The sequence below is a fragment of the Micromonospora sp. KC606 genome, from assembly GCF_004348675.1.
Taxonomy (GTDB): Bacteria; Actinomycetota; Actinomycetes; order Mycobacteriales; family Micromonosporaceae; genus Micromonospora.
In genome coordinates, this window is sequence record NZ_SMKN01000009.1 from 58,017 (window position 1) to 83,207 (window position 25,191).

23 protein-coding genes are annotated in these 25,191 nt (G+C 68.3%); 11 read left to right on the forward strand and 12 right to left on the reverse strand.

Going from position 1 to position 25,191, the window contains the following annotated elements; translation table 11 throughout:
- Positions 1–295: 295 nt before the first annotated feature.
- The 4 genes from E1193_RS32840 to E1193_RS03940 are packed head-to-tail and all read left to right on the forward strand — an operon-like array spanning position 296 to position 2,482.
- Positions 296–454, forward strand: coding sequence for an NAD(P)H-dependent oxidoreductase (locus E1193_RS32840; RefSeq protein ID WP_243707270.1), 159 nt, complete (start codon positions 296–298; stop codon positions 452–454).
- Positions 451–588, forward strand: a complete 138-nt coding sequence (locus E1193_RS32845; RefSeq protein ID WP_243707271.1) for a hypothetical protein — start codon at positions 451–453, stop codon at positions 586–588. Before E1193_RS32840 ends, E1193_RS32845 begins: the two co-directional genes overlap by 4 nt.
- 26 nt (positions 589–614) lie before the next feature.
- Entirely contained in the window at positions 615–1,631 is a 1,017-nt protein-coding gene (locus E1193_RS03935; RefSeq protein WP_132180339.1) for an ATP-binding cassette domain-containing protein, read from the forward strand.
- On the forward strand, positions 1,628–2,482 hold the full coding sequence (locus E1193_RS03940; RefSeq protein ID WP_132180341.1) for an ABC transporter permease: 855 nt from the start codon (positions 1,628–1,630) through the stop codon (positions 2,480–2,482). Before E1193_RS03935 ends, E1193_RS03940 begins: the two co-directional genes overlap by 4 nt.
- A 474-nt stretch (positions 2,483–2,956) precedes the next feature.
- Here E1193_RS03940 and E1193_RS03945 read toward each other — a convergent pair whose 3' ends face one another.
- The 4 genes from E1193_RS03945 to E1193_RS03960 form a co-directional block, all read right to left on the reverse strand.
- On the reverse strand, positions 2,957–4,591 hold the full coding sequence (locus tag E1193_RS03945) for a glycosyl hydrolase 53 family protein (RefSeq protein WP_243707272.1): 1,635 nt from the start codon (positions 4,589–4,591) through the stop codon (positions 2,957–2,959).
- Positions 4,592–5,393: 802 nt separating this feature from the next.
- Positions 5,394–6,287 carry a carbohydrate ABC transporter permease gene (locus tag E1193_RS03950; protein ID WP_132180343.1) on the reverse strand — a complete coding sequence of 298 codons (894 nt, stop codon included), beginning with the start codon at positions 6,285–6,287 and terminating at the stop codon, positions 5,394–5,396.
- Positions 6,284–7,171: a sugar ABC transporter permease gene (locus tag E1193_RS03955; protein WP_207922547.1), complete on the reverse strand. Its 888-nt coding sequence runs from the start codon at positions 7,169–7,171 to the stop codon at positions 6,284–6,286. The genes E1193_RS03950 and E1193_RS03955 overlap by 4 nt, the downstream gene beginning before the upstream one ends.
- A gap of 68 nt (positions 7,172–7,239) precedes the next feature.
- On the reverse strand, positions 7,240–8,583 hold the full coding sequence (locus E1193_RS03960) for a sugar ABC transporter substrate-binding protein (RefSeq protein ID WP_165945626.1): 1,344 nt from the start codon (positions 8,581–8,583) through the stop codon (positions 7,240–7,242).
- A 1,062-nt stretch (positions 8,584–9,645) separates the two neighbouring features.
- On the opposite strand from E1193_RS03960, the gene E1193_RS32850 reads away from it, so the two are divergent.
- A complete protein-coding gene (locus E1193_RS32850) occupies positions 9,646–10,944 on the forward strand; it encodes an RICIN domain-containing protein (RefSeq protein ID WP_132180349.1) in 1,299 nt (432 codons plus the stop codon).
- Between the two features lie 125 nt (positions 10,945–11,069).
- Here E1193_RS32850 and E1193_RS03970 read toward each other — a convergent pair whose 3' ends face one another.
- Together E1193_RS03970 and E1193_RS03975 are read right to left on the reverse strand one after the other, a co-directional pair.
- Positions 11,070–12,107 carry a MerR family transcriptional regulator gene (locus tag E1193_RS03970; RefSeq protein ID WP_132180351.1) on the reverse strand — a complete coding sequence of 346 codons (1,038 nt, stop codon included), beginning with the start codon at positions 12,105–12,107 and terminating at the stop codon, positions 11,070–11,072.
- 4 nt (positions 12,108–12,111) lie between these two features.
- Positions 12,112–12,795 (reverse strand): HEAT repeat domain-containing protein, encoded by a 684-nt coding sequence (locus E1193_RS03975; RefSeq protein WP_132180353.1) that lies wholly within the window; start codon positions 12,793–12,795, stop codon positions 12,112–12,114.
- Positions 12,796–13,030: 235 nt separating this feature from the next.
- Here E1193_RS03975 and E1193_RS03980 point away from each other — a divergent pair, with 235 nt between their 5' ends.
- The 4 genes from E1193_RS03980 (at position 13,031) to E1193_RS03995 (ending at position 15,835) form a co-directional block, all read left to right on the forward strand.
- A complete protein-coding gene (locus E1193_RS03980; protein WP_207922548.1) occupies positions 13,031–13,441 on the forward strand; it encodes a hypothetical protein in 411 nt (136 codons plus the stop codon).
- Positions 13,442–14,183: 742 nt separating this feature from the next.
- On the forward strand, positions 14,184–14,684 hold the full coding sequence (locus tag E1193_RS03985) for a hypothetical protein (RefSeq protein WP_132180360.1): 501 nt from the start codon (positions 14,184–14,186) through the stop codon (positions 14,682–14,684).
- Complete coding sequence (locus E1193_RS03990) at positions 14,681–15,085, forward strand: phage holin family protein (protein WP_132180362.1); 405 nt, start codon at positions 14,681–14,683, stop codon at positions 15,083–15,085. The genes E1193_RS03985 and E1193_RS03990 overlap by 4 nt, the downstream gene beginning before the upstream one ends.
- Before the next feature lie 18 nt (positions 15,086–15,103).
- Positions 15,104–15,835, forward strand: a complete 732-nt coding sequence (locus tag E1193_RS03995; protein WP_132180364.1) for a DUF3618 domain-containing protein — start codon at positions 15,104–15,106, stop codon at positions 15,833–15,835.
- Positions 15,836–15,884: 49 nt separating this feature from the next.
- Here the strand turns inward: E1193_RS03995 and E1193_RS33925 are convergent, their stop codons facing one another.
- The gene (locus E1193_RS33925) at positions 15,885–16,088 is read right to left on the reverse strand and encodes a DUF1737 domain-containing protein (protein ID WP_132180382.1); all 204 of its coding nucleotides are present in this window, start codon (positions 16,086–16,088) and stop codon (positions 15,885–15,887) included.
- Between the two features lie 284 nt (positions 16,089–16,372).
- Positions 16,373–17,833, reverse strand: coding sequence for an MFS transporter (locus E1193_RS04005; protein ID WP_132180366.1), 1,461 nt, complete (start codon positions 17,831–17,833; stop codon positions 16,373–16,375).
- A 101-nt stretch (positions 17,834–17,934) separates the two neighbouring features.
- On the opposite strand from E1193_RS04005, the gene E1193_RS04010 reads away from it, so the two are divergent.
- Both E1193_RS04010 and E1193_RS04015 read left to right on the forward strand, forming a co-directional pair.
- The gene (locus E1193_RS04010) at positions 17,935–18,324 is read left to right on the forward strand and encodes a MarR family transcriptional regulator (protein WP_132180368.1); all 390 of its coding nucleotides are present in this window, start codon (positions 17,935–17,937) and stop codon (positions 18,322–18,324) included.
- Between the two features lie 88 nt (positions 18,325–18,412).
- Entirely contained in the window at positions 18,413–19,744 is a 1,332-nt protein-coding gene (locus E1193_RS04015; RefSeq protein WP_132180370.1) for an exo-alpha-sialidase, read from the forward strand.
- A gap of 320 nt (positions 19,745–20,064) precedes the next feature.
- Here the strand turns inward: E1193_RS04015 and E1193_RS04020 are convergent, their stop codons facing one another.
- The 4 genes from E1193_RS04020 to E1193_RS04035 all read right to left on the reverse strand — a co-directional run.
- A complete protein-coding gene (locus tag E1193_RS04020; RefSeq protein ID WP_132180372.1) occupies positions 20,065–20,505 on the reverse strand; it encodes a hypothetical protein in 441 nt (146 codons plus the stop codon).
- 347 nt (positions 20,506–20,852) lie between these two features.
- Positions 20,853–23,042 carry a CBM35 domain-containing protein gene (locus E1193_RS04025; protein ID WP_207922549.1) on the reverse strand — a complete coding sequence of 730 codons (2,190 nt, stop codon included), beginning with the start codon at positions 23,040–23,042 and terminating at the stop codon, positions 20,853–20,855.
- Between the two features lie 14 nt (positions 23,043–23,056).
- The gene (locus E1193_RS04030) at positions 23,057–24,793 is read right to left on the reverse strand and encodes a carbohydrate-binding protein (protein ID WP_132180374.1); all 1,737 of its coding nucleotides are present in this window, start codon (positions 24,791–24,793) and stop codon (positions 23,057–23,059) included.
- Positions 24,794–24,860: 67 nt separating this feature from the next.
- On the reverse strand, positions 24,861–25,191 hold a 331-nt coding region (locus E1193_RS04035), incomplete at its 5' end, for a cellulose binding domain-containing protein (RefSeq protein WP_207922550.1).

Sequence of the window (25,191 nt, forward strand, 5' to 3'; positions counted from 1 at the left end):
CTGACGGGTGGCGCCGGAGCGGCCGGGATGAGAAACCATGAGCACACTGCGGCTAGCCGTGATCATCGGCAGCACCCGCGAGGGGCGGGCGGGTGACCGGCTCGCCCACTGGTTCGTTGACCACGCGAGGCGGCACGCCGGCGGGTGGTCACCGTGGTTGACCTCGCCGACTTCGGCTTCCCCGCCGGCTAACCCGCCGAGCCGAGCGCGGCGACGCGGTCATTCGCCGGCGTGACGGGCCGGGCGAAGCGTTCATCCTGGTCACCCGGAGGGCAACCACAGCTTCCCGGCCTCGTTGAAACAGGCGATTGACTACCCGTACGACGAGTTGCAGGCCAAGCCGGTCGGTTTCGTGTCGAACGGCTGCGGTTACATCGGCCCGCACGCGGTCGACCAACTCCGCACGGTCTTCACGCGCCGCACGCCGTCACGATCCGGGACGTCGTCGGGTTGAACCTGCGCTGCGACGAGCCGGCACCGCCGGCTACCGACCAGCTCCGCGAGGCCGCCCACGCCCTGCTCGACCAGCTCCGCTGGTGGGGCCTGGCACTGCGCGGCGGCCACGCGGCGTGCCCGCACGTCTCCTGACAGTTACCCATAGAGAGGTAGGGACCATGAGTAGACGCAACACCGGCCTGGCCATCGAGGCGGAGGGCCTGACCCGCTCGTTCGGGGCCACCCGCGCGCTCGCCGGCGTGGACCTCCAGGTCCCCGCCGGCACCGTCTACGGGCTGCTCGGCCCGAACGGCGCCGGCAAGACCACGACGGTACGGGTGCTGGCGACGCTGCTGCGCCCCGATGGCGGCCGGGCCCGGGTCTTCGGGCACGACGTCGTGACCGAAGCCGACGCCGCCCGGGCGCGGGTCAGCCTCACCGGCCAGTACGCCTCAATCGACGAGGACCTGACCGGGCTGGAGAACCTGGTGCTCCTCGGTCGCCTGCTCGGGTATCGGAAGCCGGCCTCCCGGGAGCGCGCGCAGCACCTGCTCACCGCGTTCGGGCTGACCGAGGCGGCCGACCGTCAGGTGAAGAGATACTCCGGTGGCATGCGGCGGCGCATCGACATCGCGGCGAGCATCCTCAACACCCCGGACCTGCTCTTCCTCGACGAGCCGACGACCGGCCTGGACCCGCGCAGCCGCAGCCAGGTGTGGGAGATCGTCCGCGCGGTCGTGGCGCACGGCACCACGGTGCTGCTGACCACGCAGTATCTGGAGGAGGCCGACCAGCTCGCCGGCCGGATCGCGGTGGTCGACCACGGCAAGGTGATCGCGGAGGGCACGCCGGGTGAGCTGAAGTCGTCGGTCGGCTCCGGCACCGTCCACCTGCGGCTGCGCGACCCGGGTCAGCGGCCCGAGGCCGAGCGGCTCCTGCGCACGGCGCTCGCCGGTTCCGTGCAGCTGGAACCCGACCCGGTGGCACTGACCGCGCGGGTCGGCGGGCACGGCAGCGACCTGGACGCCAGCAAGCAGGCCGCCCGCGCACTCCGTGACCTGGCCCGCGCCGGCATCGTCGTGGACAACTTCGCCCTCGGCCAGCCGAGCCTGGACGAGGTCTTCCTGGCCCTGACCGACCACCCCGCCGTGCCGACCGAAGCCGAGCGGGACGAGCAGCTGGAGGCAGCCCGATGAGCAACGAAACCACCACCACCGGGCCGGCCCCGACGATCTACGTACCGTCCATGGCGGCGCTGTCGACCGTCCTGGCACACGGTGCCCGGCCACGCCGGCCGAGCCCGCTGTCGGCGTCGCTGACGTTCGGCTGGCGCGCCCTGCTGAAAGTCAAGCACGTGCCGGAGCAGCTGGTCGACGTGACGGCGTTCCCGATCATCATGGTGCTGATGTTCACCTACCTGTTCGGTGGGGCCCTGGCCGACAGCCCGCGGGACTACCTGCAGTTCTTCCTGCCCGGCATCATGGTCACCAGCGTCGTGATGATCACCATGTACACCGGCGTCGGGCTCAACACCGACATCGAGAAGGGCGTCTTCGACCGGTTCCGGACGCTGCCGCTCTGGCGGCCGGCCGCCCTGGTCGGCATGATCTTCGGCGACGTGCTGCGCTACGTGCTGGCCGCCGTGGTCATCCTCGGCGTCGGACTGGCGCTGGGGTTCCGCCCCGGCGGCGGGCTACTCGGCGTGTTGGGCGGCATCGGTCTGCTGGTCGTCTTCTCGTTCGCGTTCTCCTGGGTGTGGACGTTCTTCGGTTTGGTCCTGCGCAGCGAGAAATCGGTGATGGGGGTCAGCATGATGGTGCTGTTCCCGCTCACCTTCCTGAGCAACGTCTTCGTCGATCCGGCCACCATGCCCGGCTGGCTGCAGGCGTTCGTGAAGGTCAACCCGATCACCCAGTTGGTGGCCTCGGTGCGGGCGGTGATGTCGGGGACGTCGGACGCGTCGAGCACGATGTGGGCGCTGGTGTGGAGCGCCGGGTTGACGGTCGTCTTCGGCATCCTGACCATGTATCGCTACAACCGCCGCTGACCTTCCTCGCCAAGCGGGCGTCGTCACCACCGTGGTGGCCCGGCATCCGCGCCGCCGGCATCGACCTGTACGAGGTCGTCCTCATCCTGCCAAAGGAGCAGCTACGCTCCCGGATCGACGCCGACCAGGTGGAGACGAACGCCCGACGATGGCGACATGACCATGTAGCCCAGGCCCTGGCACTCTCGCCGGCCTGGACGACGTGTCCCTGATAGACGCCTCCCCGAGTCCTGATCAGGTGGCAGACGCCGTGGTATCGCATGTTCGGTGAGGTGCCGGCCAGCCGGGCCGATCAGCAGTACGGACGGGCCGGCCCCGCACCGGTTGCCGAATGCGTTCGCGGCCCCACGCCCGCACCTCCGTCTGTGCCGGTCGCACTTCCCCGCCCCGCTGGCCGAGAGCTCACTCGGCGTCGTGTTGTGGTGGCCCCCGTGGGGCGGGCGCTTGCCCCACGCCCCACGGGGACCCGCCGGGCTATTCGCCGAACACCGCCATCGCGGGCAGCGGCCGGCTGTTGAAGTCGAACAGCGCCTGGTTCTCCCAGGCGTTGCCGAGTGACGGGTTCGTCGGGTCCCATCCGCTGCCAGGGACCGCGGTCCATGCCGGCTCCCAGTAGAAGTAGCCGAGGCCCCGACCGTTGGGGACGCGGGCGACCGCTCGGGCAACCGCCCGGAAGGCGTCCGTCTGGCCCTGCGCCGTGGCCGGGTAGCCCGCGCGCTCCACATGAACGGCCTCGAAGATGTTGCCGGTGCCGTCCTTGTCGGCCAGCGTGAAGCCGTAGGCGGTCTCGACGACCACGATGTCCTTGTTGTAGCGGCTGGCGAGGTCGTTCATGTTGGACTGCAGCGCCGACACGGAGCCGTGCCAGTAGGTGTAGTGGGACAGGCCGATGACGTCGAACGGCACGCCCCGGGACACGGCCTGGTCGAACCATCTGCGGTGCGCGGCGTTGTCGGCGCCCTCGGCCAGGTGCAGCATGATCCGGGTCGAGCCGTCCACCGCCTTGGCGGCGCTGACCCCCGCCTTGAGCAGTTCGGCGAGATTCGCCCAGTTGCTGGTGCTGCCGTCGGGGTGCAGCATTCCGGGGTTGATCTCGTTGCCGATCTGCACCATGTCGGCGGTGGTGCCCTGCGACTTGAGCCCGTTGAGCACGTCGTACGTGTGGTCGTACACCGCTTGGCGCAGCCGGCTGAAGTTGTAGCTCCTCCACGCCGCCGGCTTGATCTGCTTGCCCGGGTCGGCCCACGAGTCGGAGTAGTGGAAGCAGATCATCAGGCCCATGCCCTGGGCCTTGACCCGTCGGGCAATCTCCAGCACCCGAGCCTTGTTGTTGTAGCCGTCGGCTGGGTTGACCCAGACCTTGAGTCGCGCCCAGTTCATCCCGCTACCGCGCAGGATCTGCAGCGCGTCGGCGCGGGCGCCGCTGCTGGTGTAGTAGACGGCGCCGTTGTCCTCGTTCTTCTTCAAACTGGACACGTCGCCGCCACGGATGCGCAGCGTGCCGGACGGTGGCGAGGCCGTGGCGGACGGCGAGGTGGTGGGTGTGACCCCGCCGACGGGAAGGAGCTGCCATTGCTGGTTGGTGCCACCGTTGTCGGTGTACTGGGAGATGCGGCCGCCGTCGGCGGTGGAGCGTTCCCACACGTCCAGGGCCTTGCCGCTGTGGCGATTGATGAGTTTGACGTACCCACTGTCGGTGTCGACGACCCGGAATTGTTGGTTGGTGCCGTTGTTGTCGGCCCATTGGACGATGTTGGCGCCGTCGGCGGTGGACCGCCCCTCGACGTCGATGACCTTGCCGCTGTGCCGAGCCCGAATCCTGTAGTAGCCGCCGCCGGCGTCGACAAACTGGAACTGCTGGTGGGACTGGTCGGCTCGGGCCCACTGCTGGACGGCTGCGCCGTCGGCGGTGGACTGGCCGGCGATGCTGATGGCCTTGCCGCTGTGCCTGGAGACGATCTGGTAGAAGGCGTTGGGGTCGATCGTCGCGGCACTCGCCGTCTGCGACATGACGATGGAGGCGCCGAGGGCCAACACGGCGGCCGCCGCCACGGCGACGAGTCTGCGGCCGCGACGCCGTGCCGACCAGGGCAGAGCGAAACGTTTCATCGACAGTCTCTTTCGTTTGTGGCTGGTTTGCCGGGTCCGCCGTTCCGGCTGCCGGTCGCGGGGAGCCGGCGCGCCAGCATCCGGGGCAAGGCGGCCTCAGCGCCGCCCGCGAGGTAGTCGCGGTCGGGCGACCGCAGCGGCGGTCGCCGTCGAGCGGCCTGCTGCTCGCCTCGGTGTGCCTGCTCAGCAGCCATGCAAACGCTCCCATTCACATGTATCAAATAGTGTCACCACCAGGAACCCGGCTGTCAATCGACAGATCCCTACGCCTTCAGCCCTCGACCAGCAGCGCGAGGCGTGGATGCTGACTCGCGTACAACGGCGACCGCTCGTCCCGTGGGAGCCATGGTCGCGCGAGTTCGCCACCGAGCAGATCGGTAAGCGCAGCCACCCCCTGGGCATCACCGGGCCGATTCCGCTATGGGTTGGTGGGGGAGCACGAGGGCGATGGCGTCGGCGATGGCGTTCTGTCGCCGGCCGACGAGACGCTGCCTCGGGGAAGGTGGGCTGACTCTCCACCCGTTCGTGTCGGGGCGCGGGTTTGGTCCCGCAAGGCGAGGACTACCGGGTCGCGTCGGCGACCCGGTAGTCCTCGCTACGGGTGTCGTCCTGCCCTCAGTACAGGCAGTACTGTCGGTCGTCGGCAGTGAAGACCACCGGGCCGATCACTGACCGGGATGTTGGCCGCAACGGTTGAGCGGTCCTTCCAACGCGCGTCGCGGAACGGCCCGGCGGGCGAATCAGCCACCGCGACGCCGCGTTGCCACTGAACCGCGGCCGCTTGGACCGGATCATACGAGCATCAACCCTTCACGCCGGAACTGACGACGCCACGGATGAAGTAGCGCTGCGCGAACAGGAAGATCACCACCACGGGTATCACGTAGAGCGTGGCGGCGGCGGCCTGCACAGTGGCGTCGGGGTTGCCGTGCGGGTCGCGGTAGAACGCGGAGATCGCCACGGAGAGCGTGGTGTGGTCCGGGTCGAGCAGCAGCGCGGGCGCGATGTAGTCGCCCCAGATCCAGGTGAACGAGAGCAGGAACGAGGTCAGCAGTACCGGTCGGGAAAGGGGCAGGAAGATGCGGATAAAGATCCGGCCGTACCCGCAGCCATCGATGATCGCGGCGTCCTCGAGTTCGGCGGGGATGGCAGCGAAGAACTGGCGGAACAGGAACACCAGGTACGGCGAGGCGGCCAGGCCCCACAGCACCCACGGCCAGTACGTGTTGACCAGCCCGACCTGGGCGAAGAGCACGTAGGTCGGGATGAGGGTGAGGATCTGCGGCAGCATCATGGTGGACAGCAGCAGCACGAAGAGCGGGCGCTTGCCACGCCCGCGTAGCCGGGCGAAGCCGAAGCCCACCACCGCGCTCGAGAACGTGATCAGGATCGCGTAGACGAACGACAGGAACAGCGAGTTCCCCAGGTACGCCGGGAAGTTGATCTCGGTGAGCGCCCGGGTGAAGTTCCCCCACTGCGGCGCCTCGGGAAGGATCTTCATCGGGAGCGCGACCCACTCCGCCTTCGTCTTCAACGCGGCGAGGACCAGCCAGGCGAACGGCCCGGCGAACAGGACCGCGAGCGTCATCAGCAGCAGGTAGGTGCCGGCGGCGTCGGCCGGGCGCCGGGGCCGCCTGGCCGGCGTCGGCGGGGCCGGCTTGATCGCCGGGCGTGCGGGGTCACGGACAACCGTCATCGTTCTGCCTCGCTGTCGACCTGGTAGTGCACCCACAGCCGGCTGGACCGCTGCACCAGGAGCGTGATGGTCAGGATGACCAGGAAGAACACCCAGAGCATGGCGGAGCCGTAGCCGTACCGGTTGTTGGCGAAGAACTCCTGGTAGACCTGCACCATGTACAGGTGGGTGCTCTGCGGCACCTGGGCGACCGCGCCGACCTGGTTGGTCTCCGCCAGCAGCAGTGGCTGGATGACGATCTGGAACGACGCGATGATCCCGGTGACGATCTGGAAGAAGATGATCGGCGAGATCATCGGCACGGTGACGTGACGGAACACGTGCCAGCGGTTGGCGCCGTCGACGACCGCCGCTTCTTCCAGCTCGACCGGCACACCCTGCAGGGCCGCGAGCATGATGACCATGCCGCCGCCGAGTCCCCACAGGGTGAGGATGATCAGGGCGTAGAACGCGTTCGGGTCGACCAGCCAGGCGATCGGACCGATGCTGATCTTCTCCAGGATGGCGTTGAGGATGCCGCCGTCCCGGTTGAAGATCAGCTTCCACATGATGGCCATGGCGACCACCGGGACCACCGACGGCAGGAAGAAGATCGTCCGGAACAGGCCGACGGCTTTCAGCCGACGGTTGAGCAACACCGCCAGGCCGAGCCCGCCGGCAACCATGAGCGGCACGCTGATGGCTGTGAACGCCAGCGTGCGCATCAGGCTGGAGATGGCGTCCGTGTCGCGCACGAGCTCGGTGTAGTTGCGCGTGCCAACCCAGCGCCAGCGGGAGCTGACGCCGTTGAAGTTGGTGAAGCTGACCAGCAGCGCGTAGCCGAGCGGCAGGGCGGTGAGCAGCACGAAGCCGAGGACCCAGGGCGAGACGAACAGATAGAACATCCGGCTCGAGTACCGCGACCAGCGCCGCCGCCCGCGTCGTCCCGCCCTCGTCGTTGTCATGGCGACCACTAGCCGATCTGGTCCTTGCCCTGCTTCAGCAGCTTGTTCACCTCGTCGGTGATCGCCTTGCACGCGTCGTCGACGGTGACCTCCTTCTTGATCGCCCGGGTGATGTGCTTGTTGAGCACGTCGATCCAGCTTCCCCCCGTGACGTACGGCGAGTCCGGCAGCGGCTCGGCGTACTGCAGCTCGGCCTGGGCGGTCTGAAAGGCCTGCTTCTGGTACGGCAGCTCCTGGGGCAGCATCGACATCTGCGACTTCAGGCCGGGCATGCCCCAGCCGCTCTTGGCCCGCTCCTCGGACGGCGGCCCGGCCATGAAGTACTCCATGAGCTTCCACGCCTCGTCTTTGTGCCTGGCCTTGGCCGGGATGTACGCGCCCCAACCGACGTATGTGGGGCTGATCCGCTTGTCACCCATGACCGGTGCGGGCGCCATCGCCACACTGTTCTTGATCTCGTCGGGCTCCTTGACGAAGTTGCCGCCGTACCAGTAGCCGTCCTGGGTGATGGCCATCCGCTTGGCCAGGAACAGCGACAGGTCAGCGCCGTCCGGGGCGGGGTCGAGCGAGGTCGGCCCGACGCCCGCCTGCGCGAAGTCGACGTACCACTTGATGGCGCGTCTGGCCTCCGGCGTGGTCATGTCGGTCTCGGTCAGGTCGGCGTTGTAGACCTGACCGCCCTGCTGGAGAATCATCATGTGGATCGGTGACGACAATCCCCACGCCCACTCCACGCCGAGGCCGTAGACCTGGCTCTTGCCGCCGCTCTTCTTGGTCAGCCTCTTCGCGATCTCCAGCAGCTCGTCGTACGAGACCGGCTCGGTCGTGCTCAGCGGCGGAATCTTGGCCTGTTCGAACAGCGCCCGGTTGTACCAGAGCGTCGCGTCCTGGCTCCAGTCCTTGACAATCCCGTAGTAAGGACCCTGACCGCTCCGCTTGCCGTCCCAGCGGAAGCTCTCGTTGACCGCCATCAGGTTGTCCTTCTTGAGCACCGAGCTCTTTTCCAGGTAGGCGTCCAGCGGGGCCGCCAGCCCTTGCGCGTTGCCGCTCGCGCTGCCCACGGCCGGCCCGCGCACGAGATCGGGCGGGTCGTTCGAGGCCAGCATCGCGTTGAGCCGCGTGTCGTCGTATTCAACAAAGTTGATCTTTATGCCGGGGTTCTTGGCCTCGAAGTCGGCGATGTGCTCCTTCGTCAGCTCGTTGTTCTTGTACATGACAGTGAGGGTCACACCCTCACCGTCACCGGACGAGCTGGCATTGCAGGCGCCGAGCAGCGGCACGGCCACGGCCCCGCCGGCGGCGAGCGCCGAACCGGCGAGGAAGCGACGCCGGCTGATGTGTCTATCGAGCATGGAAGCTCTCCTCCGTTTACCGGCGGATCTATTGTGAGCGCTCAAAGTGTTCGCCGCGCCCCCCTGTGTGTCAAGGCCTACACCTGCCGAGCCCGTAAGTGTTGAGTGTCGTGTCAGGATGACGTCCATCGCTGTGAGCACGCACAACCTGAAGCGCCGATGAGTGACGGCACATGGGCCCTGCCCCCGCCTCGGCAACAAGGTCAGGGCGGGGAACCCCCCGAGCAGCGGCCCGGCCCGATCTGGCGCGAGGCGCCACCGGCACGGGACGCTCGCCGCTGAGCGAGGCGTGGGGCCCCGCGGAAGTGGTTCACTCCGCGAGGCTTGGGTCTGGTGGCGTGTGCGACTCGGCGCGAGCATGTCCCACCTGGTGAGAGAAAACCCCTCCCGGCGCCGCTACCGGATCGGTGCGGCTGCCGCGCTGGCGGGCGGGCAGTTCCCCAGTCGGGCAGCCCTCCCAAGGTCCTGGCGGCAACCTCCAAGGTGGAGTCCACGATCCGGTACGCGCCCGTTGCTGTCCGCGGTGATCGTGGTCTGGCTCCGGCCGACGCCCCTCAACCAGCGGTCACGAACCCGAACCGCGACCACCCGCAAAGCCCGCGGCCACCTCCGCCCTCGCCAAATTCTGGGAGTCACTATTTGTCAGCCCCTGTTGCCCAGGTTGGCTGATGTGACATATTCGCTTCTGCGGGAGCAGGGCAGAGGCGGCGAACCTGATGACGGCGCTGGGTCACGACGACAAGGGCAACCAGTCGTATTCCATGCCGCTGCTGTGGCTCACCTCCACGCAGCGCAGCGCACAGGGGGGAGTCAATGTGCTCGCTTGGCGGTGGCCGATCCTGAGCCGGGGTCACGGCGGTGGAATCTCGCCGGTCCCGGAGTCGTCGGTGGGCTACGACAGCCCGCCGGCTCGGTCTCGGAAACGGTCGCCGGCATGCGTCGGCACGGGGTTGCCCCCCACAGGAGACCAGCCGGCATCTGCTCGCGGTTTGCTTCCTGCGATCGACAACACCCCTCGCCATCGCTCTACATCACCCACATGATGCAAGGGAGACCGCAGTCATGAGGAACGCACGGCTGGACATCCGACGGTTCACGGCGTTGGGTGCGATCTGGCTATTTTTAGCCCCTGCCCTGATCTTCAATGTGAGCACTGCCCAACCTGCCAGCGCGGCTGACGTTCCCCCAAATCCGCTGGAGAAAGCCGGCTGGGTCCTCGACAGGCACGACGAGTTCAACGGCAGCCTTGACGAGAGCCTGTGGATAACGAAGTACCTTGAATCACGAACAACCGAAGAAAGGTCCCGCGCCCGATTCGGGTTCAGGGACAACTCCCTCGTGCTGCGGATCGACGACGATCAACCAACCTATCGGTCCGGCGATCCAATGAAGGTTTCTAGCATACAGACGGGACAGATGACTGGCCTGCACAAGCCAGACGACTCCCTGCACCACACGATTCCAACCATCTGGAAGTACACGCCTCAGTACGGTTACTTCGAGATTCGCGCAAAAAGCTCTGCGAGAAGCGGAATCCACACGGCATTCTGGACCGTAGGTCGACAGGACACTCTTCAGCAGCGGGGCGAAATAGACATTATGGAGCATCCGGGACGCGACCCGCGCAGCTTCCTCTTCAGCCTGCACAAGTGGTCAGACCCGAACCTGCCGGAGTCCCAGAACTCGATCGCCGCAGGGTTCGACATGACCACTGATTTTCACATTTATGCTCTGGAGTGGACTCCAACGCAGATCAAGCTATATGTCGACAATGTGTTGAGGAGGACGATAAATGCTTCTCCGGCTTACCCTAACGTGTTCTTCCTGGGCATCTACGAGAATGCGGGATGGACTGGAGACGTGAATCCATCGGACCCGCGGCCGAAGGAGTTCGTCGTCGACTACTTCCGCGCCTACCGTAAGGCGGGCGACCCCGGCGACAGCGCCGTGACGCTGACCTCACGGCACAGCGGCAAGTGTGTCGACGTGGTCAGCGCGTCCACCGCAGACGGTGCCGAGGTCGCGCAGTACGGCTGCAGCGGCGGCAGTAACCAGCGCTGGGAGTTCCAGAGCGCCGGCAACAACTACTACCGGGTCATTGCCCGGCACTCCGGTAAATGCCTCGACGTCGATGCCGCCTCGACGGCCAACAACGCCAGGGTAATCCAGTGGACCTGCAACAGTGGACAGAACCAGCAATGGCAGGTCCAGGACGCCGGGAGCGGCTATGTGCGCCTGGTCGCACGCCACTCCGGCAAGTGCCTTGACGTCCCGAGCCGCTCCACCGCCGACGGCACCCGCCTCATCCAGTACACCTGCGGCAGCGGGCAGAACCAGCAGTTCATGCGCAGCGCGGCATGAACGTGGTTGTTTGACGTCGAGCCAGTGCCCTGAGTCGTGATTCGTCTGCAGGACGAGGCGACCGTCGCGAGGGGTCGTCCGCCACCACGACTCTGGGCACGGCGCGAGGCCGACAGGTCGTACCTTCACGAGGTCGCAGCGCCGCCGGTTCGGTCCTGGGACCGCCCTTCGAGCACTTCCACGAGGGCCGAGGCGCTGAGGGCGACAGCCCGATCATCGTCGTGGGTCAATTGCCGCAGGACGCCCTGCGCGACGGTGCCCGACATCTCCACGAGCGCCTGGGCCAGGCGTATCCGCACCGCGGAGTCCGCAGTATGCGCGGCGAGTTCGTCGACCAGTGCACTCATGATCAGATCAGCGCACCCGGGTTCCAGTGACAGTGCTCCCAGGGCCTCGGCCGCCTCGACGTCGTTCGTGCCCTCGACCACCATGCTGACGAGTGTCGGCGCGGCTGCGGCAACGCCACGCGTACCCAATGCCAGAGCAGCATGCCCGCGCACCGTCGTGTCCGAGTCCCCGAGCGCGTCCGCGAGCACCGCGGTCGCCTCCTCACCGGGTATCTCGGCGATCGCCAGGACCGCGCGCCGCCGGATGTCGACGTCCTCCGAGAACACACCGGACGCCACGCTTGCCACACCGTCACCACCCGCCCGCGCGAGGGCCCACCGCAGGGCGCCGGCAACGTTCGGGTCGGATTCGGCGAGGACCGCCCCAGCCAGCAGCTCGGTGGGAACCCGCACGTCCTCGGCCGGAGCCAGGACGGTCTGCTGTCGGCGCGCAGCACTGGGCGAGCTGAGCCCATGCATGAGCTCGACGATGCGCAGGACGCCCTGCCAGCCGGAGGGCGCTGAGGCATCGACCGCCCGGAGCCGCTCGAGCAGCTCCTGCTCCCGCCTCAGTCGGTCCTCGGTAGATCGGATGAGGTCGCCAACCAGTGCGGACGGCGTGAAGGCGGGATCCTCCAGAGCGCGTCCGATCTGTCGCAACGACAATCCCAGGGACCGCAGACTTTCCACGTGAAAGATCCGGCGGATGTCCTCTGCGGAGTACTCGCGGTAGCCACCCGCCGTGCGGCCTGTTGGTCGCACCAACCCGAGGGAGTCGTAATGCCTGAGCATCCGGGTGCTCACTCCCGAGCGTCGTGCCACCTCACCGATCAGCACTCTGTTACTCGACCGGTTCCGGGCCGAGGGCGAAGATCCGTTTCGCCTCGTCGAGGGCTGAGTCGAAGCCGACCTCCGGGTCGCGTAGGAGCAGCTCCGTGGCGCGGGCATGGGCGCGCACCGTCGGGTCGTCACTCGCCATTCCTGCCTGCAGGGCCGGCTCGATCACGTCTCCGAGTGCGACGAGTGCCCGGCTGAGACTCAGTTGCACATCCCGTTCGCCGCGACCGAGCTGTGCGGCCAGCTGTGCAGCCAGCCCTTTCTGTTCCCCATCGGGCACGAGAATGACGGCAGCACGCCATGCGCTTCGCGCGACCTCGTCGTCGGCGTCGTGCAGCAACGACCGGGTGATGTCCGGCCACGCACTCCCGTCTCCGATCTTGGACAGCGTATGCAACGCCTGGCTTCGGGCCTGGGCGCGCTCGGAACGAAGCTCCGCGCGGAGTCTGGGCACCGTGATCTCCGACGGGATGCGGGTCAACGCCCACGTGAGCATGTCGCGCACGAAGAAGTTCGGCTCGATCGCGCACCGTTCCAGGAGCGCATCTACGAGGCCGGGGTCGGGGTGCGTGCCAACCGCGAGAGCGGCCTGGAGCCGCGTCGACGAGTTCTCGGCGCCCAATGCGTCGAGTAGGTGGGTGACCTGCGGATTCCCGTGCGTCGAGTTGATGGGAACCACCTCCTGCACCCAGCGAAGACCCTATCACGGTGTCAATGTCAAGTCTGTTGATGCCCGAGGGCGAGCAGAAGCTCGGCCAAGAACGCCCCGTCGGGCATCCGTTCCCCGGACATCGGCGGTGGTTTCGCCGAATCAGCTCCGATCGACACCGTCGCCGGCGTCGAAGATCGGCATCTTGTTTCGGGGCCACTGCCTGACGGCAGTGTGGTGGCGGCGCCGGTGTGCCGGTCCGTACGGTGACCGGGTGCAGGCGTCGTTCATGCCGGGGTTGCAGTTGTGCCGGGCGTTCTATGTCGAGGCGGTGCGTCCGCTGCTGGATGAGGCGTACCCGGGTCTGCGGTACGCGGCGGCGCGGCTCGGGCCGGGGTCGGAGGTGCTCGGATTCGACACCGAACGCTCGGTCGACCATGACTGGGGACCGCGGCTGGTGGAGGCGTTCGTGGGCCGTGCCGCCGAGGCCGGCGATGAGGTGGGCAGCCGGGTGGTTGCGGCGCGCCTGGTGCGCGAGGTGATGCGGCTGTGTCTGCTCTGGCCCGCCGATTCCCGCCGTACAGCAAGTGGTTGGGCACCGCGTTCGCCGCGCTGCCGGGTGCGGCGGGTATCGGCACGGCCTGCGCTGAGGCGCGTCACCCAAGCCCCCGCCATTTCGGCATAGCGCCGATTCGCCGGCTCCGCCCCTCGCGGCGGCCCTGTCCCGACGGCATGGCGAGGCACGTGCGTCGCTGCACGAGTCTCGGCTCCGGGGATTCGGCTCTCAGGTGGCCTGCGTCGAGGGAGCTTCCGTTCGTAGGTCGGAGGTGACGTGACGCCCTCCGAAAAGGCCGGCTTGGTCGCCGACCTCGGCCCCCTGGGCGGCTGAGCGCTGACGTCGCCGGAGCGTCGCCGCGCCGGCCGTCGCCGTCAGGATCGCCAGCATCGCCAGCGACCGCCGTCGAACCGGAAGGACCATCCGGCGCCGCTTCCGCAGGATTCTCACTCTCATGCCCTGATTGTCGCTCCGGGCCCTGCCCGACTCGCGGTGCAAGCCCGCAGGGTACCCATTCGAGGGGGCGCTCCTGCCGCCGAAAGCACGCGGGCGACGATCAGCAGGCGTACCGCCGACGTGGGGGCACGGGGTTGCCGCGGAGGTTCTCGATGCCGGGCATACATCGCCCTGCCGGGGGTAACCGGTGCTGCCCATCGTCCTGCCAACGAGGTCAAGGGCCCCACTCAAGGGCCTGACCGGCGGGCCGAAGAGGGGAACAAACCGGAGGACATCGAGTATGGAGTCAGGAGCTTCGCCGTCGACCGGTGGCGGTACCGCCCAGGGTGCCCGGCGGGAGTCCGTACGGGTGGGTCAGGAGACAAAGCAGGCCGCGGGACACGTCGTACAGGAAACTGTCGAGCAGGGCAGGCAGGTGGCGTCGGAGAGCCGCCAGCAGGCGCGCACCCTCGTCACCGACGTTTCCACGCAGGCTCGGGCGCAGGCTCAGGAGCAGCAACAACGAGCTGCTGACAGCCTGCGGACGCTGGGCTCGCAGCTACGGTCAATGGCCGATGGCGGCGACCCGGACGGCCTGGCGGCGCAGGTGGTCCGCCGCAGCGCCACCGCCGCCGAACAGGCAGCCGGCTGGCTGGATTCTCGGCAGCCGGGTGATCTGGTGCGCGAAGTACGGGACTACGCCAGCCGGCACCCCGGCACCTTCCTCGCGGGCGCCGCGATCGCCGGGTTGCTCGCCGGACGGCTCACCCGTGCCCTGAACTCAGGCCAGGACGCTGGCGAGGGAAGGGGCGGCACCGGCACGCCGACGAGCGAGGGCGCTGCCGCGGCAGGCGAGGGCACGCTGCACGTACCGCCTTCTACGCGGCCGAGCGCGCCGGTGCGACACGGCGAAACCGGTGCAGAGGTGGGACCGTGAGCACGCCTGCGGGCGCCGACCGCCCGGACCGGGCGCAGGCGTCCGTCGGTGAACTCCTCGCCGACGCCAGTCGCAACTTCACCCTCCTGCTGCGCCAGGAGGTAGACCTGGCCAAGGCTGAACTGCGACAGGAAGCCCGCGCCATCGGCACAGGCGCGGCCATGGTCGCCGCCGCCGCGATCGCCGCCCTGCTCACCCTGCTGTTCCTGTCCCACGCCCTGTGGTGGAGCTTGTCCAACATGATGGACCAGGGATGGGCAGCGCTGATCGTCGCCGTGATCTGGGCCCTGATCGGTGCCCTGCTCGCCTCGCGAGCCCGCCAGCAGCTACGCGCCATTCGGACGCTGCCGCACACCAAACAGACAGCGCGTGAGATACCGGACGCGGTCAGAGGCCGCTGAACCCCGAGGGGAGTCGTCATGTCCACCGACCCGGACCGAATCCGGCACGACATCGAGACAACCAGGGCCGCGTTGAGCAACGACGTCGACGCGCTGGCATACAAGGCCGATCCCCGCCGCATCGCCGCCGTTCCGGTGACCCGCGTCCGCTCCCGGTTCAGCCGGCTCGTCGACGACGTCATGGGAACCGCGCGACACGCGGGTCGGAGCACTCGGCAGCAGGGCGCCGACATGGGGCACAGGGTGTCGGGCGCCGCCCATCGCGGGGCCGACGTGGCAGCGGGCGCCGCCCATCGCGGGGCCGACATGGCGGCGGGCGCCGCCCATCGCGGGGCCGACATGGCAGCGGGCGCCGCGCACCAGACGTCCGCAGCGGTCTCCTCCGCCGGGCACCAGGCCCAGGCGCTCGGCCATGCCTCACGCGAACGCGCGGAGGGCAACCCGCTCGCCGCCGGCCTCGTCGCCTTCGGCGTCGGCTTGCTCACCGCGTCCCTCCTGCCACCGAGCAGGAAGGAACACGATCTCGCCGAGCGTGCCAAGCACACGGCCATGCAACATTCCGGCGAACTCAAGCAGCGCGCCAGCGGGGTGATGCACCAGATGCAGGAGAACCTGCGGGAACCCGCCCAGCACGCCGCAGAGACGGTCAGGACCACGGCAGCAAGCGGCGCCCACGCGGTCGCCGACACCGGCCGGGCGGAGGCGCAGCACGTCCGCGACGACGTCCGCGAGGCACCACGGAGACTGTAGCCACGCGGCGCGGCTGTCGTACTACGCCGCTGTTATGGAGCGACAACCGTCACGCCGGCACCACCCGCGCGTCCGGGCCGTCGTCCCACACCAGCGCCTGCGCGACGACCACCCGCCGGCCGTCGAAGGTCATCGCCGGTGAGCCGTGCAGCCGGTACCCCTCGGTCAGCGCCCCGCTCACCCGGCGGCAGAACTCGGCGTCGTCGGGCCCGGTCAGCAGGCGATACCGGAGCCGACCGTCACGATCATCCATCCGGCGACCGTAGCAGCCGGGGCGGCGGCGGGCCGCCGCCCGTTCCGGGTGGCCGTCGAGGGCGGAACCGTCGGCCAGGGACACGAACGCCTCGACTGCCGGCATCACCGCTGGCGACTTCGACCGCGAGTTGTACCGGCAGCGCAGCGTCGTCGACGGGCGATGAACGAACTCCAGCAGGTCCAGGCCGTGACCACCCACCGCCGGCACCTGACCGGCGGGAAAACTGGGCCGACGGCCCGCCGGAGACCGGCGGGCCGTCGGGTGGCCACTCCCCCTGTGCGTCACACGCGTCGACGCCGGGGCAGCGCCGCCAGGCTGAGTGTCAGTCCGACCAGTGCCACCACGGTGACGAGGTTGACGCCGGGGCGGAACTGGCTGAAGTCGGCCACCTGGCCGGTCGCCTCGTCGCCGGACACCAGGGCGGTGACGACGGCGAGCACAAGGGCCGCACCCACCTGGCCGGAGGTCTGCACCAGGCCGGAGGCCAGCCCTTGTTCGGAGTCGTCGATGCCGTCCGTGGCCTGGGCGGTGATCGAGCTGAACCCGAAGGCGAAGCCGCCGCCGAGCAGAAGCATGGTCGGCAGAATGGTCAGCAGGTAGTGCGGCGCATCCCCGGCGGTCAGCAGGAACCACAGGTAGCCAAGGGCCAGAGAGACCATGGCGGCCAAAATCACCCGGGCGGTGCCGTAACGGTCGATCAGTCGGGCGACGAACGGTGCCCCGAAGGCGACCAGCAGCCCTGCGGGCAGCAGGGCCAGCGCCATCTGCAGCGGCGACCAGCGCAGCACGTTCTGCAGGTAGAGCGTCATGATGAACTGGAAACTGAGGTAGCTGCCGAAGAGCGCGACCATGCTGACGTTGGCCCGTACGACGGCGGGAGAGCGCAGGATGCCGAGCCGGATCAGCGGGTGTCGCACCCGGCGCTCCGTGGCCACGAAGCCCACCAGCAGGAGGACCGCGGCGACGGCGGCGGCGAGCGTCACCGGGTCGAACAGGCCCCGTTCCGGGGCGGCGACCACGCTGTAAACGGCGGCGAGCATTCCGCCGGTGAGGGTGAGCGCGCCGATCAGGTCGTGCCCGCCGTCGGCGGCGGGCCGGTCCCGTGGGATCAGGGCGAGGCCGGCGATCAGAGCCGCCACCGCCAGCGGGACGGGAATGAGGAATGTCCATCGCCAGCCCAGGCCGGTGAGGAGCCCGCCCATGATGAGCCCGCTGGAGTAACCGCTCGCGCCGAACACCGTGAAGATGGACAGCGCCCTGTTACGGGCCGGCCCGGCCGGGAACGTGGTGGTCAGGATGGACAGGGCGGTGGGAGCCGTGAAGGCGGCCGCGAGGCCCTTGACGAAGCGGGTGGCGACGAGCAGCGTGCCGTCGTCCACCAGGCCGCCGAGCAGGGACGCGGCGGCGAAGACGCCCAGCGCCACCAGGAAGGTCACCCGGCGGCCGAGCAGGTCCGCGGTACGGCCGCCGAGCAGCAGCAGCCCACCGTAGCCGAGGACGTAGCCGTTGATGATCCACTGAAGTGAGGCGGTGGACAGGTTGAGGTCGGCTCCGATGGAGGGTAGGGCCACGCCGACCATCGAGACGTCGAGCGCGTCGAGAAACAGCACGGCGCACAGCACAGCGAGGAGTCCCCAGAGCCGTGGTGTCCAGTGCGTCGCGGGGCGGGTCTGCCTGCCGGCCGGCGTGGAACCGGCCGGTGTCGTAAGGACCGGCGTCGCGCCGGTGGCGTTGTCGATCACGGGACGAACGTTATATGCGGACGCAACTAGTGTCCACGCATCTTATGCGCTCGCATATAATCGGATGCACAGAACCCACGACCGGGAGTACGATCCGCGCGATGACGTCCGAGGTTGCCCTGATCGAGCGCTGGCGCTCGCTGCTGGCCAGCTACAACCGTGTCTCGGGCCAGCTCGACCGCGCCCTTCAGGACCGGCACGCCCTCACCCTGACAGAGTTCGAGACGCTCGACCGGCTCACCATCGGGGATGGTGAGAAGCGTCGCATGCAGGATCTGGCGGGCGACATGCACCTCAGCCAGAGCGCACTGTCCCGCACGGTTGACCGGCTGGAGAAGCGGGGTCTGGTCCGGCGCGCGATGTGCGAGGCAGACCGTCGCGGCGTGTTCGTCGCCGCGACCGAGGAGGGCGTTCGGCGCCACGTCGAGGCCCGGCGCAGCTACCTGGCCGTTCTGACTGAACACCTTCCGCCGAACGCCACCTGCGGCTGATCCGGCGTGCCTGGCGGCTCGGGCCACGCTGTCGCCAGCCCGGCTGCAGGCTCAATGATCCGTGGTGGCGCGCCAGGAACATCTGTCCTTGTCGGACCGTTTCCTGACGGTTTACATAGGCTGGCTACTGTCCCGCCCGACACGTATCGAGGGCGAGGAGAACCCGTTGATCATCAAACGCGTCGTGACCCTGGGACTGGCCTGCCTCACCACCGCCGCAGCCGTGGTCGCGGCACCCTACGGCACGGCGTACGCCGCAGTCGACGATCCCGCCGGCTCGGCCGCCCAGTACCACGTCGGCTTCCCGCTGTTCCGCAGCGCGAACATGTCCAGCCCGGATCGGCTGGCCAGCGGCGTCGCGTTTCACTCCTTCCGCATCCCGGCGGTGGTGACGACCAGCACCGGACGACTGCTGGCCTTCGCCGAAGGACGCCGACACAACAACGCCGACTACGGCGACATCAACCTCGTGTACAAGCGCACCAGGACCGCCACGAGCCACGGCGCGGCACCCGGTGACTGGGAGCCGCTCAAGGAGGTGGTCGGAGTCGGTACGGGCACCTGGGGCAATCCCACCCCCGTGGTCGACGGCGACACCATCTATCTCTTCATGTCCTGGAACGCCGGCGATCGCAGCTCGCCCGGCAACGACCCGCTGCCAGACGGCTCGCGCACCAAGCCGATCGACTCCACCGAGGCCGGCCGACGGCACCTCTACCTCACCAGGAGCACCGACGACGGCGCCAGCTGGACGACTCCGGTGAGGATGACCACGGACCTGACCCCGAACGGCTGGGCCTGGGACGCGGTGGGCCCGGGCAACGGGATCAGGCTCCGCTCCGGCGAACTGGTCGTGCCCGCGCGGGGCCGCAACATCATCGGCACCCTCGGACCGGACGGTCAGCGGCATTGGCGCTACCAGCGGCTGAGCGAGACGAACAACGAGGGCACGATCGCGCAGACCCCCGACGGCAACCTCTACCGCAATGACCGGCCCAACTCCGGCACCTACCGGCGGGTCGCCCGGGGCACGCTGACCAGCTTCGGCTCGTTCGCCGACGACACTGGGCTACCCGACCCGGAGTGCCAGGGCTCGGTCCTGGCGTACAACATCGACGCGCCGGCCCGGACCATCTTTCTCAACTCAGCGTCCACCGAGAGCCGCCGCGCCATGCGCGTCCGGATCAGCTACGACGCCGACGCCCGCAGGTACACCTCCGGTCGGGACCTCAGGGAGGCTCCGATCTCCGGCGTCGGGTACGAGGGCGGATACTCCAGCATGACGAAGACCGCCGACTACAGGATCGGGGCCCTCGTGGAGACCGACTTCTACGAGCACGGCAGCGACCCCCGCTCACACCGGGCGATCGTCTGGCGGCGGTTCAACCTGTCCTGGATCGTCAACGGGCCCAACAACTAGCTGGTTCTACCGCGCTGAGCCCAAAATGAGCGGGGGCACCGGGACTGACCGATGAGCAGACCCGCGACTGGATATGCGTCATCGCCCGGTCGCGGCCGGCAAGGAGTTGTCCGTCGTCGACCATGCCGACGCCACGGTCGATCCGCAACACGCGGCGGGCACGCGGGTGACGAACGCGCCAACCCTGCAATCGCGGTCCCGCTGGGTCGGCGGCCCCTAGCCGCCGGCCCAGCGGGACCGCCGGGCCTTCCGAGGCGCGGGCGACCGGTGCGGTGGACGCGCCCGGCACCTGAACTCGGCTTCGGGCCTGCTCGGACGGTTCAGCGACCTGTCGACCGCACCGCTTCTTCGTACTGGATGCGATCGAAGGTGAAGCTGCGCAGCTCGCGGTAGTCCCACTCGCGATGCCCGTTACGGAAGCCAGACCAAGTGACGGTGTCCTCAGCGACCGTGACGATCGCGGTGAACGGCCAGCAGCCCCACTCGCCGCAGCCGCACCCGAGCAAGACGGTGTCGCCATCGTCGAACCAGCTGAGGACGGGGTCACCGAGGTAGTGCCGGCTCGGCCAGCCCACCTCATCCCCGAGCAGGCCCGCGTAGCTCCCCGCGAGGTCTGGCTTTCCCTCACGACGAGCGAAGGGCAGCTCAGCCTCACGCACCAGATCGGGCAGGGGCACGCCACTGAGGTGCGGGACGAGCGCCGGGAATACCCCGCCGTCACCGAACTCCTGGGCAACGGTGCGGAACTCGATACGTTCCATGGTCCCAAGCTACAAAAGGCCGCGCCGGTCACTCCGACGCCAGTGGAATCCGTGACCCAAGCTACCCGGGTCGGTCTGACCCACCGCGCGACGGCTGCCGCGCTGGTCTGGCCGTCGGCGACCGCCGTGCCGATCCGGCTGTCGCGGCCCGCCGGAGGGTACGGACCGCGACAGCATTCTGCGACTCGGGACGGCAGCGCGGACGCTCTGGTGCGGGTGTCGAGTAGCCAGCGCGTCCGCGGTACCGCTGGCCCGGATCAGCGGTACCGCGAACGCGCTGGCCTTACCAAAGGTCAGGTCGGGTTCCGCAGGCGGCGGTCAGGTCACCGCGCCATGCGGACAGGACGTCAGGCAGCGCCGACGTTCAGGTAGTCGATGTTGGGCAGTCCGTCGGCTACGGTTGGACTCAGCTGGATGGTGTTGCTGCCGGCATTGAGCGAGGCGGTCAGATTCTTCGTGGACCATGTCGCCCACGCGCCGGTGCTCTCGAACGAGACCGTTGCCACGGTCGAGCCGTTGACGATCAGATTCGCCGTCCGCGCGCTACTGCCGCCGTTGGCGAACCGCACCCCTAGCGTCGCGGCACCGGCCGCCGACGCGTTCACCGTGAACTGCGCGTACGCGCCGGTCGCGCCGGTGCCGTTGCAGAATCCGGTGCCGGAGAAGCCGGCATGATTGGAGTCGATCGTGCCCTGGCACACAGCTGGCGCGGTCTCCGCCTCATACCGCTGCCCCGTCGGCGGGTTCGGGCTGTCGCCGGACGTCTTGACGAGTTCGAGGTCGTCGACGACGAGGTATCCGTTGCCGGACGCCGCTCGGATGGTGACGGTGGCCGTACCGGCGGACAGCGGTATGTCCGCGAGCTCGCGCCGGGTCCAGCCACCTGACGCCGGAACGTTGAGCGTGCGGGAGCTACCGCCGGCGTCGGTGACCGTCACCTGCGCGGCGCTGAGCGAACCACTGGTCTTGGCGAACAGGGACAGTCGGTAGGTGCCGGCCGGCACAGTGATTCGTTGCCGCACGCCACCCGCGTAGGACTGTCCGGCCCCGATCTGCAGCCCGAAGCGAGACCCGTTCGCGCCCCCGTTCACGTTGGTCACGATCGAGCTCGGCCCCGACTCCCGGAAGTTGGTCCATCCCTGCACCTGGGAGACGATGATGCGGTCGGCCTGGAAATTCGGGTTGAGGATGTAGTTGTTCTGCGGCCCGACACGCCATTCTCCGGTCGTGGCGTTGAACTGCCACTGGCTGACCGAGTGGAACTGAGGGCGGGTTCCGGTCTTGGTTATCGGCACCCACTGGTTGTATCCGATGCCGTTCCAGGCGAAGTCGGCCCACCGGTCGCCGGCGTAGATGACCGTGTTCTGCTTGGTGCCCTTGACCGTCACGAAGAACCCGGTCTGGGTCACGTGGCTGTAGTCCATCTCGGTGCCGGGCAGGATGTACTCGCCCGTGTAGCTGCCCTGAACGTTGCTGGTGGTCGACTCCATGACGTAGTTGACCGAGGTGTTCCAGCCGTGCAGGTCCGACGCCGCGTGGTAGTACTTGCCGTCGAGCTTGAACATGGCGTTGCCCTCGCGCCCGGAGGAGTTACGGCCGATCTCCACTCCCGGCTCGATCCGCAGCGAATCGGACTCCCGGAACTTGCTGACAAAGGCACGAGAGCGTCCCTCGCGGTTGGAGAAGATCAGGTAGTCCTTGCCGTTGTCATCGGTGAACACGGTCTGGTCCCCGGTGCCGGTCGTGGGCGAGTTGACGACCTGGGTCTGGAAGTAGGCGTAGTCGAAGGTGTCAGTGGGCGAGTCGCCCTGCAGGAACAGGACCCCGTGCCCGCCTCCGACATAGGCCTGGGTGGCGAGCACGTACTTGCCGGTGTTCTCGTTGTACGAGACCCCGAGCCGCCCAACCCACCCTGTCTGAGCCATGGTCGCGCCGTTGTTGATCCGGGTCGAGCGGGTCGCGACCCGGTTCTCGAACTTCCAGTTCACCAGGTCCTTCGACGAGTACACCGGGATCGACACGAACGAGACCTGGTTGTCGTACTTGCGTGTCGGGTCGGCCCGGTAGCTCTCGGCGCCCAGGTAGTGCACGCCGTACCAGTAGTAGGTGTCGCCGAACTTGAATACACCCCCACCCTGCGAGTAGATCGGGTTGCCGCTGGTGTCGTTCCAGAACCGGTTGTTCGTGATGGTCTGGAACGTCCCCTCGTCGGCAGCCACCAGGTCGCCAGCGGTGGTCATCAGCGCCGTCTTCGCGGCGGCGACTTCCGGCTCGGTCGCCGACGAGTCGGCGGCGACATCGGTCGCGGTGTCCAACGCCTTGGCGAAGGGTGCCCAGGAGTTGCCGGTGTATCTGCTCGCGGAGCGGGTCTTGTAGTCCGCGACCAGAGTCTCGAGACCCTCCACAGCCCCGGCCGAGACGGTCTCGCCGCTGGTCGGGCTCGCCGCGGCGAAGCCATTGGTCGCCGCCACCGACAGGAACAGCATTGCCGAGACGGCTATCGCCCCTCGCTTCAGTGTCTTACCCGTGGTACGCATAATGGTGCCGCCTTTCAACCATCGAGATCGATGTAGTCCACATTGGGTAGTCCGGCCGACGCGGTCGGATCCAGCCGGAGGGTGTTGCTGCCGGAGTTCAGCGAGACGGTCACCGGCTTGGTGACCCACGCCGTCCACGCGCCCGTGGATTCGAACGACACCGTCCCGACCGTGGACCCATTGACGATGACGTTCGCCGGCCGTGCGGCACCGTTGCTCGCACCGTTGGCGAAACGGATCCCGACCGTCGCCGTGCCGGCCGCCGACGCGTTCACCGTGAACTGGGCGTAGGCGCCCACGGCGGCGTTGCCGTCGCAGAAACCGCTGCCGGAGTAGCCGGGGTGGCTGGAGTCGACCGCGCCCTGACACACCGCCGGCACGGTCTCCGCCTCGTAGCGCCGCACCGACGGCGGTGGTGTGCCGCCGGACTGTTCGAAGGCGCCGAGGTCCGGTGCCCGCCCGGTGTAGGGCAGGCCGACGTCGGTGCCCTTGTCGATGAGGGTGCTGTTCGCCGCGAGGCGGAGATGCGGCAGCACGGGCAGGCTGCCGTCGGCCTGGCGGGGCGCGTCCCAGCCGGACGTCGACACGCTCTGGAACTGCGCGTCCGACAGAGGGACGCCCAGATCCCAGGAGTTGTACGCGGAACTGGTGCCGTTCATGTTCGACGTCAGCGTCCCCGTGTAGGCGACGTTGTTGCGCAGGTTGCCCCGGCCGACGGCGGCGCCGCGCGAGTCGATGCCCAACATGTTGAAGTCGGGCCGGTTCCCGTAGCTGGTGTTGTTGAAGTAGTCGTTGGCCACCGGGTGGTGGTTGGAGTAGAAACCCGCCGCCTTGTTCAGGAACGCCACCGAGAAGCGGACGGTGTGCTTGACCGCGCGGGAGTCGTACTCGGCGCCGAAGCCACCCATCTTGAAGCCGGCGCCGTTGCCAGATGACGTCGTCGTCCCCGGCACGTACCCGTTACGCCAGGCCCACGAGTTCTCGATGGTCACGGGCGAGTAGGTGGAGATGAGATCGAACCCGTCATCGGCGTTCCACCAGGCGCGGCAACCCCGGAACACGTTCGCCGGACGACCCGCCGGCGTGTAGTGCGAACCGAAACCGTCGGCGTTCTCACCGGGCCCGTCGGAGCTGCGCGGGTCGTAGTTGTCGTGGGAATCCGTGTTGAGGACGAGGTTGCCGCCCCCACCGTTGATGAAAAGGCCGGTTCCCATGTGGTGATGGGTGTTGATCTGCTCGAAGATGTTGTCGCTTCCCGAGACCCAGATCCCCCAAGATTCGGCGTTCAGGTTGTTGTTCTGCGGCACGCCGGTGACTTCCAGCCCCTTGAGGTGGAGGTGATTCCCCGTGACGCTGAAGCCCTTGATCCGGCAGTCGTCCGTCATCCGGGAGAAGTTGAAAATCGGCTTCTCGCCCGGATAGGCCCAGTAACGGATCGGGTTGCCTGAGCTGCCGCTCTTGTTCAGGGTGATCGCGTCAACTCTGGCCGTCCGGCTCGCGCAGCTGCTGTTCGCGCGGGTGTAGGCGTAGGTGCCGCCGCGGAGGTAGACCGTGTCCCCGGGCTGTGCGGCCGTCTGTGCACGGGCGATCGACGCCCACGGCGCAGCCTGCGAGCCCGCCGCGCCGTCGTTGCCGTTCGGGGACACGTAATACACCTGGCCGGCCGCCGCGTCGGCCGTCGTCGCCGAATCGGCGACGACCGCGACCGTGCTCATCGTGACTACCGCGATCAGGACAATGGCAAGTCTCATCATCCACTCCTCCAGACGATCAGACATTGAGGAATCCGTACATGGCTGCCGGCCGAGCGATCTCGTGCTACGGCGTGGTCGCCGTCAGCGTGGGAGTCGACGGGGAGCCCGTCCCGATGAACCCGAAGGTGGTCGAGGCGTTGGCGGCCAGCGACCCGTTGTAGGCGGCATTGCGAACCGTCACGGCCGAGCCGCTGGTGGTCAGCGTGCCGCTCCAGAGCTGGCTGATGGTCTGGCCGCTGGCGAGGCTCCACCGGACGGTCCAGCCGTTGATCGGTGAGCTACCCGCCGTCACGGTCACCTCGGCCTGGTAGCCGCCCTGCCAACTGTTGACGGTGCGGTAGGTGGCACCGACCGGTGCGCCGGGTGCTGGGGTCGTCGGGGGAGGGGTCGTCGGG